Here is a 14,041-nt window from a genome sequence, read left to right on the forward strand (position 1 = left end):
CCTTTGGTTAAAATTATATCAAAGTGTTTAAGAACATTATTGGGCAAAGCTCATTTTTGTGCTAAACTACTGAAGAAAGTGAGATGGAAGAAATGAGATATTTCGATGTATTGTTATGGACGATCATTTTAGGTCAAGTTGCCGGCTTCATTGGTGGTGCTTTAAACCAACAAGCTTATAACTTCCAAACTTCTGTTGTTGTCAGTGCTGTTTTCGCAATTATTTTCTTTATCGTTCCAGCTATTTTGGATAAGAGCGACAATCGTGCTAAATAATTTTATTTAAAAAAGCGAGACTAGTTGATTAACTAGTTTCGCTTTTTTGATGTTAATAATCTAAATATTTACTTCGTCACATATAGATAAAAATCTTTAGTGGTCAAATTAATATTGAACTTAACACCATTGGAAGTAATTTGTTTCATGGTCGTTGTTCCACCATCAGCATCTTTTATCTGCTTTGAAAGGTCCTTTAAGACAGACTTTCCATCAGCACCAACTAACTGAGAAACCATTGCTAAGTCAGTAGCAAAATTCTTCATACCGGCTTTTGATTTCATAGTCTTATAAGATAAGTTCATGGCGATCCCCATAAGTTGATCATCTTGAACATTCATAACTAGATTAGTACCACTAGCAGTTTTATGCTTAATTATCCCATTATCATTAACGATCAGTTTTAACTGATCGTTTTGTTTACCTAAGGTTAAGTTTGCATAATTATATTGTTGAGCAAATGTAGTATAACCAGTTAATGCTTTGGCCTTTTTTACTTTAGCAATTTCTGTTGTAGTTTTCTTGCCCTTAGTTGCCTTGATTCTGACATTTTTATCATGAGTGGCAACTGGTATTGAAATGGCAAAGTGATCATCATTAATTTTAACGTTTTTAGTTTTACCACTTACTGTATAAGTAACTTTATCGGCGCTTGAAGCTTCTCCTTTAACGATAGCGACTAATCCGTCAGCTTTGTATGTATCTTTTGTGGTAGTTAAAGAAAGCTTAGAACAACCTGCTAAAAGTAATAAAAATACTGGAATGACCAATAAAAATAGATATTTAAATTTTTTCATGAGAATTTCCCCATTTATTAAAAAAAAGCCAAGCATAATTTACTTGGCTTTTAATTAAGCTTCTTTTTTAGTATCAACTACTTGATCACCTTTATACATACCTGATGGTGATACATGGTGACTTAAACGATATTCACCAGTAGCGACATCAAATTGCATGTTTGGTGTATTCAACTTGATATGTCCACGTCTTTGACGTTTTCTTTGTTTTGATGTTTTTCTCTTTGGAACAGCCATATTTAAAAACTCCTTTAATTTATATTAACTTAATCAAATCTAACGTTTAATATAATACTATCATAAAAACATTAGAGCAAGCAAAATTACTATTTTGTTTGTTTTTTTCCATCATTTTCTTTTAAAGCATCAGCAATTTGACTATCATTTGAAACTTTTAGATTAGAAAATTGCTTCTGTGCAGTTCTAGTTAATTTCTTATTACTCTTCTTACCTGTGCTCGATAACAACATCGTAATAACTGCCCCCAACAATAAAGTTACGATGATCAATACGATTAAGGGTAACTTGATGTGCGTAAACCCAAAACTAACAGTTACTGGATTCACATTAAGAATTGCAAAAATTACAACTATCAATGCAATTACTAAACCAATGACAAATCTTGATTGTTTACTATTCATACTTATCTCCCCTTATTTACGATTACCAAATGTACTTGCAAGTAAATCACCAACACTAGGTGCCAACTTATAAAGAACGGCTGCTAATCCCATATATCTAGGACGATTAATTTCTCGCTTGTTAGTATTGAATGAATTAACAATATCCCAAGATAATTTATTTGGATCAAGAACAAAATATTTAACTGAATCTAGATAATTACCGCCATGATCTGCTACATCAAAGAAATTAGTAGCCACAGGACCCGGATTAACGGTTGTGACGTGAATTTTGAATGGCTTTAGCTCTAATCTCAAACCATCTGAAAAAGCAATGACAGCCGCTTTAGTGGCCGAATAGGCTGCTGACTTAGGCGTAGTTATCTTACCGGCAATAGAACCAATATTGATAATATGTCCATTACCTTGGCCGATCATATTACTAGCAATCAAACGAGTCATCAGCATTAATCCCAAAACATTTACACGAAACATTTTTTCAACTGTTGCAAATTCCGTATCCAAGTAATTGGAAAAATCACCAAAACCAGCAGCATTAACCAAAATATCAACTTTATTAGTCAATGTGTAGATCTTATCAACTCCGTCTGATATTTGCTTAGGATCAGACATATCAACACTTAAATATTCATGACTGGCATTTTCTGCACCAACTCTAGTGCATTCATTTTTTACAGCTAATAGTTTTTCTTCGTTTCTAGCCAATAGAATAACATTAGCGCCCAGTTTAGCTGAATTAATCGCTACGTCCTTACCGATCCCTGATGATGCTCCAGTTATAACAACTGTTTGGTTTAGTAAATCAGTCATATTTATCCTCTCTTTTCTGTAAAGGGTACTTCGTAAATATCAAAATCATTAACAATTCTAGTATTTTTAAAAATCTTTTGTGCTTCTTTTTGAAGAGTTAAAGCATTTTTACCAGTATATCTAGCAGAAATATGTGTCAGCAATAATCCCTTAGCATGTGCCTTACTAGCTACTTCGGCAGCGCTTGTCGCAGTCGAGTGGAAATAATTATAGGCCATTTTTTTATCAGAATTAGAAAATGTAGACTCATGTACAATGACATCAGCATTTTGTGAAAGTCGATCGATCTCTGGAGTATAGCGAGTATCTGAAATGATAGTTACAACTTTACTAGGCTTATCTGGACCAATAAAATCATTTCCATTTAAAGTAGTCCCATCTTCCAGTTTAACAGTTTTACCGGCCTTCAATTGACCAAAAATAGGACCGTTTGGAATATTATATTCCTTTAACTTATCAACCTGTAACTCGCCCACACGCGGCTTTTCAGTTACACGATAACCAAAACAAGTGATGCGGTGCTTAAGTTTACCGGCTTCAACTTTAAAAGTCTTATCGTTAAAAATCTCGCCACCATTTTTCAATTCAATATACTTAATGTGATAATTTGGTCTACTGCCAGTCACATTCAAAGATGTTTCTACAAAATCTCTAATTCCAACCGGACCATATATTTCTAAAGGAGCTTCTCCTCCTTGATTTGAACGACTTGACAAAAGTCCTGGCAGACCAAATATATGATCTCCATGAAGATGAGAAATAAAAATTTTAGTAATTTTTCTCGGCCTGATCGCCGTTTTTAAAATTTGATGCTGTGTAGCTTCGCCAACGTCAAACAGCCAAACTTCATTTCTTTCATCAAGCATTTTTAAAGCAACGCTCGAAACATTACGGCTCTTTGAAGGTACGCCAGCCCCAGTTCCTAAAAATTCTAATTCCATACAAAAATCCTATCTATTTTTTATCTAATTGTTTAAGTATCTGTTTTACAACAAATGATGAATAGTACATAGAACCATCAGGATTTGGATGAACGTTATCATCGTAGAACCAATCAGTATGGCCATCTGAATAACCATTCCAATCAATAATAGTTAGATTTTTATATTTCTTACTTGATTCATCCAAAACGCCATTTACGGTCTTTTCCCATGGTCTTGTTGGTACATGAACATTGATCCAAAAGACATGTCTGTCAGGACCAGCCAATTTCATAACTTGATCAACTTGATCATCATTAAATGGACCATTTGTTCCTAAACCGATCAAAATATTTGGAGCTAAAACGCCTTGATCTTTATACTTTTGCAAAATATCCAAACTTGAATCTAGCTGACGACTAACAGCAGCATCAACGATCACTTTCTTGTCATCGAATAATTTCAAGAAATTATCTGATCCATCAGCCATAACTGAATCACCGACAGCAGTTAGTGGGATATCCTTTAATCTTTGAAGATCAATTTGTGATAGTCCGTATTTTTCAAAGTCCTTGTTAACTGGATGATCTTTAGCGGCTTTTTTATATTTAGCCAGATCAGCAGCACTAAGTTTACCATCCTTAGTTTTGTCCTTAGACTTCTTTAAGTTCTCAATAGCTTCTTGTTTCTTTTTCTTGTTTGCTTTTTCATTCTTATTAATTTTAGTAGCCAATTGACTGTGGTTAACATTAGGTTTTGGAGCACCAACAGCCTGAACTACACCATAACAGCCAGTAATACTTATCAAAGCAATAATAACTGCTAAAGTTCTTTGAATGGCTGAGGATGATCTGAAAAAGTTTTTGAAACTTTGCCAATTAACGTGTGCCAATGGCTGTTCTACGAATCTAAATGAAAATTCAGTCACTAAGAAAATCAACACAACCTCTATAACTGGATAAAGAACTGGATGATTAGCAACATTTTTAAATCTTGATTCAAAGAATATCATAACTGGAAATTGATACAAATATAGTCCATAACTTCTGCTACCGATGTAGTGGAATACTTTATTTGATAAAGCACGATTCCAAAAAGCATCCGGATGAGCAACAACGGCAATCAAAATACATGTGACTACTGAAAAGATAAACATCCCTCCGCGATACAAGAAGGCTGACGAATCTTTCATTGTAAATATCATCAATATCATTAAAGCAATCGACAATGTTCCGATCACATTTAATTTAATTTTATCTGCCCTAGCTAATCCACCTTTAAGTTTTTCGGCAGGCCAAACAATGGCTAAACCACAACCAAGTAGAATTGAGAACAATCTTGTGTCTGTACCATAATACAAACGACTTGGATCAACTCCTGGTTTAAAGAGGATCGCCATCCAAACAGCAGAAACTACTGATACTATCATAGCAAATCCAAATATTCTACTCTTCTTTACACCGAATTTTACAAATAGCAACAATAATAAAGGCCAAATTATATAAAATTGACCTTCAATTGAAAGCGTCCATAAATGTGTGAACGGTGATTCATTATTAGCAAATCTCTCAAAATATGATTGACCATTAAATATTTGCCACCAATTATAAACATTTAAAATATTAGTGATAAAAATTTGATCTAAATGGTATAAAAGATCTTTTAAGAAAAATACTATATATGCACTAGAAGCTAATAATACAAATAGCATCCCTGGGTACAGTCGTTTAATTCTCTTACCATAAAAATTTCCAAGTGAAAACTTTCCACCATAATCAACGGTATTAAAGAAATGATCTGTAATCAAATAACCGGAGATCAAGAAAAATATGGGTACCCCTAAGTACCCACCAGAAAAGACAGTTGGGTTTAAGTGATACATGATAACACCAATAACCCCTAATGTCCGTAATCCATCAAATCCACTGATAAATCTTCTTTTCGGTGCCTTATTCATTATTTTATAACCCCTAAATAAATTCAAAAGTAAAATCAAGAATCGTTACTGAATCTCCAGATTGTGCACCAGCCTTCATTAGGGCTTCTTCAACCCCCATTCCCTTAAGCATACGTGCAAATCTCATAATTCCATCTTGATGATCTAAATTACTTCTTTGAAGAAGTCTTTCGACATCTTCACCTTTGACAATAAAGCTATGTTCTCCATCTTTTTCAATCTTAAGAGGACTAGCATCAGACTCATAGTTGTATTCTTTTGTCTCATCTTCATTTTGAACCTCGAAATGAATGGGTTCTGCATTTTGTAAGACATTACTTGTATGATTCATCAAATCTTTAACACCGGTATGTTGAATACTTGAAATTGGGAAAATATCAACATCATCTGGCAACTGATCTTTAAATTCTTTCAGTCTTTCATCTGAACCAGGAATATCCAATTTTGTTGGAACGATCACTTCTGGACGCTTTAAGATGTTGTCATCATATTTAGCGAGCTCATTTCTGATCGAAACATAATCTTCATAAGGATCACGACCATTTTCTGGATCCATATCGACCAAATGCAAAATGACTCTAGTTCTCTCAACATGACGTAAGAATTGAATTCCTAAACCGACACCATTAGATGCACCTTCGATTAAACCTGGAAGATCAGCAATAACAAAATCTAAACCACTATCCAATTTAACCATTCCTAAATTAGGAGATAAGGTTGTAAAATGATATGCCGCAATTTTAGGCTTTGCAGAAGTTGCAACAGACAATAAAGTTGACTTCCCAACTGAAGGGAAGCCTACCAAACCAACATCAGCAATCAATTTTAATTCCAAACGTAAGTGTAATTCTTGTCCAGGCTCACCATTTTCAGCAATTTCAGGTGCACGATTCTTTGAATTAGCAAAGTGAATATTACCTCTACCACCTGAACCACCTTTAGCAACAACTAATTCTTGATTATGTTCAACTAAATCACCAATTAATTTTCCAGTATCCTCATCGTATACTGACGTACCAGCAGGCACAACAATATAAACCGGATCTGCTTTATGACCATACATACCTTTAATTTGGCCATTTTGTCCAGCTTCAGCTTTAAAAATACGCTTGTATCTGAAATCCATCAGCGTATTCATTCCTTCATTGGCCTTGAGGATAATATCTCCACCTCGACCTCCGTCTCCACCGGCTGGACCGCCTAAAGGCACATATTTCTCGTGGCGGAACGAAACAGCTCCGTCTCCACCTTTACCGGATCTAACGGTGATTTTAACGTTATCTACAAACATTAAAATCCCCCTTTCTAAACATAATTATCATTTTTAAATTTTAGCACAAAAACGGGTTTCATAATACTTTGAATAAAATAAACCTTTGAAAAGGCATTCATCTATTCTAAACGTTTATGAATGGTTTTGAAAGAAAATGAACGTTTTTGGTTGATTTTGATTGAATTTGGTTGTAATATACTTTCTGGAGGAGAATGAAAGTGCTTACTGAAGAAAGACAACAGATTATATTACAGCAATTAAAAATACATAATATCGTTAAATTGCACGACTTGATTCCTCTTACTGGAGCATCAGCGTCAACTTTGCGAAGAGATTTAAAAGATCTTGAGAGTTGCCATAAATTATTAAGAATTCATGGAGGCGCCCAAAATGTTATTTCATTACATGAAGAACCTGCTCTTTCACAAAAGGCAACAGTTAATTTAGATGGAAAAAAAGCAATCGGAAAAGCTGCGGCAAATTTAGTTCAAAATAATGAGGTTATTTTCCTAGATTCTGGAACGACGATTCAATTTATGATTCCTTACTTAATAGAACATAAAAATTTGTTAGTTGTAACCAATAGTGTTGATAATGCTTCTATGCTAGCCGATTACAGTATTGATACTTTTTTACCTGGCGGACGTCTTAAATCAGCCACCAAGGCCTTAGTTGGTTCAACCATGATCCAAACTCTTGAAAGCTATCATTTTGATAAAGCTTTCATTGGAGCAAATGGTTTTTCAGCTGAATCTGGTTTTACAACACCTGATCCAGAAGAATCAGCTATAAAAAAATTAGCGATCGATCAATCTAATTTAGCTTTTGTTCTCTCAGATAGTTCCAAATATTGTCAAGTCAGTTTTAGCAAATTTGCTGATTTGAAAGATGTGACGCTAATTACCAGCGGATTATCTGACAAGGAATTGGAATTACTTAATAAAAAAACGAAAATTATGGAGGTTAATTAATTGATTTATACTATTACAGCCAATCCTTCAATTGACTATGTATTACAATTAACGACTCTTACTACTGGTGAGGTCAATCGTTCTATTAATGATGTTAAGCTCCCTGGCGGTAAAGGTATCAACGTTTCAAGAATTTTAAAAGAATTGCAAATCGATTCTACTGCTTTGGGATTCGTTGGTGGTGCTACTGGTAAAATGTTTGAAAACTTATTATCCGAACACGAAATAAAAACATCATTTACGACCGTTGCAGAAGATACAAGAATAAATGTCAAAGTCAACGCCATTAAGCAAGACGAAGAAACTGAGATCAATGGTACTGGACCAGCAATCTCGGATCAGGAAAAGAATACTTTTATCGAACAACTCAAAAAGGTTGGAAATGGTGACGTCGTGATCATGTCCGGTAGCCTACCTCAAAAAATTTCCGACACGTTCTATCTTGATATAGCCGAGATGATCCAAAAACAAGGTGCTGATTTCGTTATTGATACAACTGGACAAGCATTATTGGACACATTACCGCTCAATCCACTAGTTGTTAAACCAAATCATCATGAACTAGCTGAATTGTTCAATGTTACATTTAAAAATAACCAAGATATTATTGATAATGCTAGAAAATTACTAGCAAAGGGTGCCAAACATGTTTTAGTTTCAATGGCTGGTGACGGTGCACTTCTAGTTACTAAAGAACACGCATATCTAGCCAACGCTCCAAAGGGAACAGTAATAAATTCTGTTGGAGCTGGTGATTCAATGATCGCAGGTTTTGTTGGAACTTTTATGAAGACAAACGATGCTATTGAGAGTTTTCATATGGGAGCAGCCTGTGGATCAGCAACGGCCTTTAGCCAAGATATTGCTGTAAAAACTAAGATCAATGAAGTTTATCAAGATATTTCTATTAAAGAATTAGGTTAAGGGGGAAATTCCTAATGGATCTAAAGCAGTTATTACTAAAAGACGCCATGATCATGGATTTAAAGGCTTCTACTAAAGAAGAAGCTATTGAGGAAATGGTCGACAAGTATTACCAAGTTGGTGTCATAAATGATAAAGAATTATACAAATCTGATATTTTAAAACGTGAAGCACAAACAAGTACCGGTATTGGTGACGGAATCGCTATGCCACATGCTCGTGATAAAGCAGTTCAACGTGCGACCGTATTATTTGCTAAAAGTGATAAAGGTATTGACTACAAATCATTAGATGGTCAACCTGCCTACTTATTCTTCATGATTGCCGCTCCAGATGGTGCAGACAATCTTCACTTGCAAGCTCTTGCAGCATTATCATCACTATTGATCAACCCTGATCTTGTAGCAAACTTAAAGAAAGCTACAACTGCTGAGGAAGTTCAAGAATTATTTGACAATGCAATGAAGGCTAAAGAGGCAAAAGATAAAGCTGATGAGGAAAAGCAAAAAGCTAAAGAAGCTGAAATCGAAGCCAGTGCCGCTAATAAAAAAGATGAAAAATCATATGTAGTTGCTGTTACAGCCTGCCCTACCGGTATCGCCCATACATACATGGCTGAAGCCGCTCTTAAAGAACAAGCTGAAAAAATGGGTGTCGATATCAAAGTCGAAACTAACGGTTCTGAAGGTGTTAAACATAAGTTAACTGCAAATGAAATTGATCGTGCTGCTGGTGTTATCATTGCTGCCGATAAAAAAGTGGATATGCCTAGATTTGATGGCAAACATCTTGTAAATCGTCCTGTTAGTGATGGTATCAACAAAGCTGAAGAATTGATCAATTTAGCAGTTGATCAAAAAGCTCCTGTCTTCCATTCTGAAGGCGGTGCTGTTGAGGAAGAAGAAAGTACTGAAAAGAAATCACTTTGGTCAAAAATTTATGCTGACTTAATGAATGGTATTTCAAATATGTTACCATTCGTTGTTGGTGGTGGTATTTTAATGGCTATCTCCTTCTTATTGGAAAACTCTGTTGGATCACATTCACAATGGTTCTTGTTCTTCAATAACGTTGGTAACTATGCATTTAGTTTCTTAATCCCAGTTCTTGCCGCATATATTGCCGTTTCAATTGGTGATCGTCCTGCTCTACTACCTGGTTTTGTAGGTGGTTATATGGCCTCACAAGCTAGCGCTTCAGTTATTTCTTCAAAGAGTCCTGCCGGATTTATCGGTGGTCTACTTGCCGGTTTCATCGCTGGATGGACAGTCGTTTACTTGAAGAAAGCTCTAAAGAATTTACCTAAATCATTAGATGGTCTAAAACCTATCCTATTATATCCAGTTCTAAGCTTACTGATTGTCGGAGCTATTATGTACTTCGCAGTCGACCCAGTTTTCGCTGTTGTAAACCATGCAATCACTTCATTCCTAGAAACAATGGGTACCGGTAATGCTGTTGTTCTTGGGGCTTTACTTGGTGGTATGATGTCAATCGATATGGGTGGTCCTTTCAACAAAGCCGCTTATACATTTGCTATTGGTACATTTACTGCTACACAAGATGGTGCTTTGATGGCTGCTGTTATGGTTGGTGGTATGATCCCACCTCTAGCAATTGCTATTGCCACAACATTTTGGAAGAGTAAATTTACTGAACAAGAAAGACAAGCTGGTCTATCTAACTATGTCTTAGGTATTTCATTCATCACAGAAGGTGCTATTCCTTTTGCTGCTGGAGATCCATTACACGTAATCGTATCTAGTGTTATCGGTTCTGCAATCGGTGGTGGTTTGACACAACTATGGCATGTTAACGTTCCTGCCCCTCACGGTGGTATCTTCGTTACACCATTAGCTAACAAACCATTAATGTATCTATTAGCCGTAATCATTGGTTCAATCATTTCTGGTGTTATCTATGGTATCTGGAAACCTGCTAAGAAAAAAGATTAATAACTAAGGCCGTCCTCATTTGAGGGCGACCTTTTTGTATTACATAAACATTCCATATATACTTATTATATTAGGAGGTTAATTCAATGAAAGAAAAACAAGTATTTCATATTAATGGTTATATTGGTTTAATTTTAGCCATTTTATTCATCGTAGGTGGTGGATGGCTATTTCTCTCCGGAACAAAGACTGCTAGCTCTACAAGTATTATTTTGGGAATTATCTTAATTTTAATTGCAATTTTTGGTGCTAGTTCTCTAACAGTTATTGGACCTAATCAAGCTAAAGTCCTAACTTTCTTTGGTAAATATATCGGAACAATTCGTGATGCCGGATTATTTATGACAGTTCCATTGACTGGTAAAACATCAATTTCTCTAAGAGTTCGTAATTTCAACAGTGCTATTTTAAAAGTTAATGACTTGCGTGGTAATCCGGTTGAAATTGCCGCCGTTATTGTATTTAAAGTTGTCGATACAAGTATGGCATTGTTTGCCGTCGATAATTATGAGCAATTCGTTGAAATTCAAAGTGAATCTGCTGTTCGTCATATTGCTTCTGAATATCCTTACGATACTTTTGATAACAGTAAACAACCTTTGACATTGCGCAGTAACCCAACTGAAGTTTCTGACCGCTTGACTCAAGAATTACAGGAACGCTTGAACGTAGCCGGTGTTGAGATCGTCGAAACTAGATTAACTCATCTAGCCTATGCAACTGAAATCGCTAGTGCAATGCTGCAAAGACAACAATCAACAGCCATTCTATCTGCTCGTAAAGTCATCGTTGAAGGTGCTGTTTCTATCACTGAAGATACTATTAAACGTTTAGAAAACGACACTGGTATGCAATTATCAGACGATAAGAAGTTACAGCTAATAAATAATATGATGGTAACGATTATTTCAGAACGTGGTTCTCAACCGATTATCAATACTTCTGATGTTAAATAATTAAAAAAAGTTCCTTTATAAGTGATCAGTTTGTAAGCACTTATAAAGGAACTTTTTAAATCCATTTTTCAAATAGTCTTTTCTTAGATGCATATTGGTAAACCAAGAACAATGAAGCTCCGATAAAGATCCCAACGCCATTGGATATTACATCACTAATATCACTAGTTCGATTAATTAAGAATAAGTGTGATAAATAAAATTGTAGAGTTTCAATTGAAGCACCAACTATTAATCCGATGGGAATCACATCAAATAATGAGATTTCAGCAAAATATTCTTTGATTAGATAACCTAAAGGAATTGTCAAAATAATATTTTCAATAAATCCTAAATCATAATAGATTCGATGTATATTTACTGATCCAGCTCCTGCTGGCATTACATAAACTGACCTGCCGTCAAATGACATCGGTGTAAATAAAATAACACCTATAAAAGTTAAATAGCCTAGACTGAATAGCGCCATTCTTCTCTTCTCAAATTCTTTAACATTAGTTAAAATATAAACTCCGCTTAAAAATGAAATACTGGAAATCACAAAAAATGGTATCCACCGCATTAACATCGCTCCTTTTTAAATTTGCTTTTATGCTTTTGATTGTCTGAATTAATTTATAGATTAACCTTACTATCGACAAGTTTAAGCAAACTTAAAAAAGTGTGACTATTTTGTGATGGAAACCATTTATTTAACCTTTTTTATACTTTTTATGAAAATCTGTACTGGCCAATGTAATTTTAATAGTCTGAGCAGTAGTCTTGGGAATTCCCAGATCAGTCATTTCTTCAACTGAAGCTTCCTTCATTTTCTTAACTGAACCGTACTTCTTTAATAGTTTAGTTCTAGTTTTAGGTCCAACGCCTTGAATACCATCTAATCGAGATGACAAAGCATTTTTACTTCTAGTCTTACGATGGAATGTGATTGCAAATCTATGAACCTCGTCCTGAATTCTTTGTAATAAATAAAATCCCTGACTTTTACGATCTAACGGTACTTCTTCCCCATCTTCACCAACGATCAAATGGGATGTGTTATGATGATCATCTTTGACCATCCCGGCAACCGGAATATGTATTCCTAGTTCATTTTCCAAAACATCCATCACAGCTCGTAGCTCAATAATGCCACCATCCATTAAAATTAGATCCGGTAAATTATCTTTTTCTTTGATCAATCTGGAATATCGACGATAAATAACTTCTCTTGTATTAGCGGCTTCATCAGCGCCAGACTGGTGTTCTACTTCACCTTTAATTTTATATTTACGATAACCACTCTTTTCAGGACGTCCATCTTGAAACATTACCATTGCAGAAACTGGACTTGTTCCTTGGATATGAGAATGATCAAATGATTCAATAACATGTCCATATGGTAATCCTAAAGCATCAAAAATTTGTTTTTGCGCACCATAAGTCTGACGGTTATCTAATTCCATCAAACGGAATTTCTCTTGTAATACTAACTTGGAATTCTCATGTGCCATTTCCATTAAATCACGTTTTTGGCCACGTTGAGGTGTTCTAAAGGGAACGTTTAATACTTGTGATAAAGTCTCTTTATCCAAATTATCAGGTACCAAAATTTCTTTTGGCAGAACCTGATTACGACGATTATAGAACTGTAAAATAAATGTCGAAAGTTCTTCTTCTGGACTATTGATACAAGCAAAGACACGTTTTTCTCGTTTCATAAGTCTGGCTTGTCGAATGAAGAAAATTTGAATAGAGATCCAGCCTTTTTCAACATAATAATTAAAAATATCTCTTGGTGTACTATCGTTAGAAATAATTTTTTGCTTCTCGACAGTAGCTTCAATATATTGAATTTGATCACGTAGTTCTGCTGCTCGCTCATATTCTTCTTTTTTGGCAGCCTTCATCATTCTGCTGTTCAGGCTGCGCTTAATTTCAGCAACATTACCACCTAAAAAGCTCTTAATTTTTTCAATCTGCGTATCATATTCAGATTTTGGAACTTCTTTAAAACAAGCCCCTAAGCACTGTCCCATATGATAATACAAACAAGGACGACCTAAATGCCCCTGACAACGTCTTAATGGATAAACTTTCTGTAAAAAATTCAAAGTATTTTGAGCCGCATAAACATTAGGATATGGGCCAAAATAATATCCACCATCTTTTTTAATTAAACCAGTTATTTCCATTTTGGGATCACGTTCATTTGTGATCTTTATATAAGGATATCCTGTCCCTCGTTTTAACTTTATATTATAGTATGGTTGATGTTTTTGAATAAGAGTTATTTCTAATAGAAAAGCCTCCTTGTCGTTTGAAGTAATAATCGTTTCAAAATCACGTATTTCAGAAACTAATCTAGCAGTCTTACCTTCATGTGAACTTTTAAAATAGGAACGAACTCGATTCTTTAAATTCTTAGCCTTACCAACATAAATAATCTTTGAATTAACGTCCTTCATCAGATAACATCCCGGTTTTGGTGGTAAAAGACTTAATTTATGTTCAAGATATTCAGTAGCCAATCGACTATCTCCTTCCTATTAATGAATTATTGCATGCTCTTTATATTTTAAA

Annotated in this window: 14 protein-coding genes; 5 read left to right on the forward strand and 9 right to left on the reverse strand. The window is 34.9% G+C overall.

Annotation, left to right across the window (positions count from 1 at the left end; all coding sequences use genetic code 11):
- Positions 1-92 precede the first annotated feature (92 nt).
- Positions 93-275 carry a YjzD family protein gene (locus EKM77_RS02030; protein WP_057764219.1) on the forward strand — a complete coding sequence of 61 codons (183 nt, stop codon included), beginning with the start codon at positions 93-95 and terminating at the stop codon, positions 273-275.
- A gap of 68 nt (positions 276-343) precedes the next feature.
- Here the strand turns inward: EKM77_RS02030 and EKM77_RS02035 are convergent, their stop codons facing one another.
- The 7 genes from EKM77_RS02035 to obgE all read right to left on the reverse strand — a co-directional run bounded on the left by EKM77_RS02035 (position 344) and on the right by obgE (position 6,691).
- Positions 344-1,072 carry a hypothetical protein gene (locus EKM77_RS02035; protein WP_125592130.1) on the reverse strand — a complete coding sequence of 243 codons (729 nt, stop codon included), beginning with the start codon at positions 1,070-1,072 and terminating at the stop codon, positions 344-346.
- A 54-nt stretch (positions 1,073-1,126) separates the two neighbouring features.
- A complete protein-coding gene (gene rpmF, locus EKM77_RS02040) occupies positions 1,127-1,309 on the reverse strand; it encodes a 50S ribosomal protein L32 (protein ID WP_057764109.1) in 183 nt (60 codons plus the stop codon).
- 89 nt (positions 1,310-1,398) lie between these two features.
- Positions 1,399-1,713, reverse strand: a complete 315-nt coding sequence (locus EKM77_RS02045; RefSeq protein WP_125592132.1) for a LapA family protein — start codon at positions 1,711-1,713, stop codon at positions 1,399-1,401.
- A gap of 12 nt (positions 1,714-1,725) precedes the next feature.
- Positions 1,726-2,523 carry an SDR family NAD(P)-dependent oxidoreductase gene (locus EKM77_RS02050; protein WP_125592134.1) on the reverse strand — a complete coding sequence of 266 codons (798 nt, stop codon included), beginning with the start codon at positions 2,521-2,523 and terminating at the stop codon, positions 1,726-1,728.
- A gap of 2 nt (positions 2,524-2,525) precedes the next feature.
- Positions 2,526-3,464, reverse strand: coding sequence for a ribonuclease Z (rnz, locus tag EKM77_RS02055; protein ID WP_125592136.1), 939 nt, complete (start codon positions 3,462-3,464; stop codon positions 2,526-2,528).
- A 13-nt stretch (positions 3,465-3,477) separates the two neighbouring features.
- Positions 3,478-5,400, reverse strand: coding sequence for an acyltransferase family protein (locus EKM77_RS02060; protein ID WP_125592138.1), 1,923 nt, complete (start codon positions 5,398-5,400; stop codon positions 3,478-3,480).
- A gap of 13 nt (positions 5,401-5,413) precedes the next feature.
- Complete coding sequence (gene obgE / locus EKM77_RS02065; protein WP_125592139.1) at positions 5,414-6,691, reverse strand: GTPase ObgE; 1,278 nt, start codon at positions 6,689-6,691, stop codon at positions 5,414-5,416.
- Positions 6,692-6,891: 200 nt separating this feature from the next.
- Here obgE and EKM77_RS02070 point away from each other — a divergent pair, with 200 nt between their 5' ends.
- The 4 genes from EKM77_RS02070 to EKM77_RS02085 all read left to right on the forward strand — a co-directional run bounded on the left by EKM77_RS02070 (position 6,892) and on the right by EKM77_RS02085 (position 11,479).
- Positions 6,892-7,644, forward strand: coding sequence for a DeoR/GlpR family DNA-binding transcription regulator (locus EKM77_RS02070; protein WP_125592141.1), 753 nt, complete (start codon positions 6,892-6,894; stop codon positions 7,642-7,644).
- Positions 7,645-8,568, forward strand: a complete 924-nt coding sequence (pfkB, locus tag EKM77_RS02075; RefSeq protein WP_125592143.1) for a 1-phosphofructokinase — start codon at positions 7,645-7,647, stop codon at positions 8,566-8,568. It abuts the gene before it with no gap.
- 14 nt (positions 8,569-8,582) lie between these two features.
- Positions 8,583-10,523, forward strand: coding sequence for a PTS fructose transporter subunit IIABC (locus EKM77_RS02080; protein WP_125592145.1), 1,941 nt, complete (start codon positions 8,583-8,585; stop codon positions 10,521-10,523).
- Positions 10,524-10,609: 86 nt separating this feature from the next.
- On the forward strand, positions 10,610-11,479 hold the full coding sequence (locus EKM77_RS02085; RefSeq protein ID WP_125592147.1) for an SPFH domain-containing protein: 870 nt from the start codon (positions 10,610-10,612) through the stop codon (positions 11,477-11,479).
- 55 nt (positions 11,480-11,534) lie between these two features.
- On the opposite strand, the gene EKM77_RS02090 is transcribed toward EKM77_RS02085, so the two are convergent.
- Together EKM77_RS02090 and uvrC are read right to left on the reverse strand one after the other, a co-directional pair.
- Entirely contained in the window at positions 11,535-12,041 is a 507-nt protein-coding gene (locus tag EKM77_RS02090) for a VanZ family protein (RefSeq protein WP_125592149.1), read from the reverse strand.
- 130 nt (positions 12,042-12,171) lie between these two features.
- Positions 12,172-13,989: an excinuclease ABC subunit UvrC gene (gene uvrC / locus EKM77_RS02095; protein ID WP_125592151.1), complete on the reverse strand. Its 1,818-nt coding sequence runs from the start codon at positions 13,987-13,989 to the stop codon at positions 12,172-12,174.
- Positions 13,990-14,041: the final 52 nt, after the last annotated feature.

Origin of the sequence: Companilactobacillus baiquanensis (assembly GCF_003946605.1) — a bacterium.
GTDB lineage: Bacteria > Bacillota > Bacilli > Lactobacillales > Lactobacillaceae > Companilactobacillus > Companilactobacillus baiquanensis.

Excerpts from the sequence above, each read along its gene's own strand:
- EKM77_RS02030 (WP_057764219.1), top strand. The coding sequence starts at position 93 with ATGAGATATTTCGATGTATTGTTATGGACGATCATTTTAGGTCAAGTT.
- rnz (WP_125592136.1), bottom strand. The coding sequence starts at position 3,464 with ATGGAATTAGAATTTTTAGGAACTGGGGCTGGCGTACCTTCAAAGAGC.
- EKM77_RS02090 (WP_125592149.1), bottom strand. The coding sequence starts at position 12,041 with ATGCGGTGGATACCATTTTTTGTGATTTCCAGTATTTCATTTTTAAGC.
- rpmF (WP_057764109.1), bottom strand. The coding sequence starts at position 1,309 with ATGGCTGTTCCAAAGAGAAAAACATCAAAACAAAGAAAACGTCAAAGA.
- EKM77_RS02045 (WP_125592132.1), bottom strand. The coding sequence starts at position 1,713 with ATGAATAGTAAACAATCAAGATTTGTCATTGGTTTAGTAATTGCATTG.
- EKM77_RS02085 (WP_125592147.1), top strand. The coding sequence starts at position 10,610 with ATGAAAGAAAAACAAGTATTTCATATTAATGGTTATATTGGTTTAATT.
- EKM77_RS02060 (WP_125592138.1), bottom strand. The coding sequence starts at position 5,400 with ATGAATAAGGCACCGAAAAGAAGATTTATCAGTGGATTTGATGGATTA.
- EKM77_RS02080 (WP_125592145.1), top strand. The coding sequence starts at position 8,583 with ATGGATCTAAAGCAGTTATTACTAAAAGACGCCATGATCATGGATTTA.
- EKM77_RS02035 (WP_125592130.1), bottom strand. The coding sequence starts at position 1,072 with ATGAAAAAATTTAAATATCTATTTTTATTGGTCATTCCAGTATTTTTA.
- EKM77_RS02050 (WP_125592134.1), bottom strand. The coding sequence starts at position 2,523 with ATGACTGATTTACTAAACCAAACAGTTGTTATAACTGGAGCATCATCA.
- obgE (WP_125592139.1), bottom strand. The coding sequence starts at position 6,691 with ATGTTTGTAGATAACGTTAAAATCACCGTTAGATCCGGTAAAGGTGGA.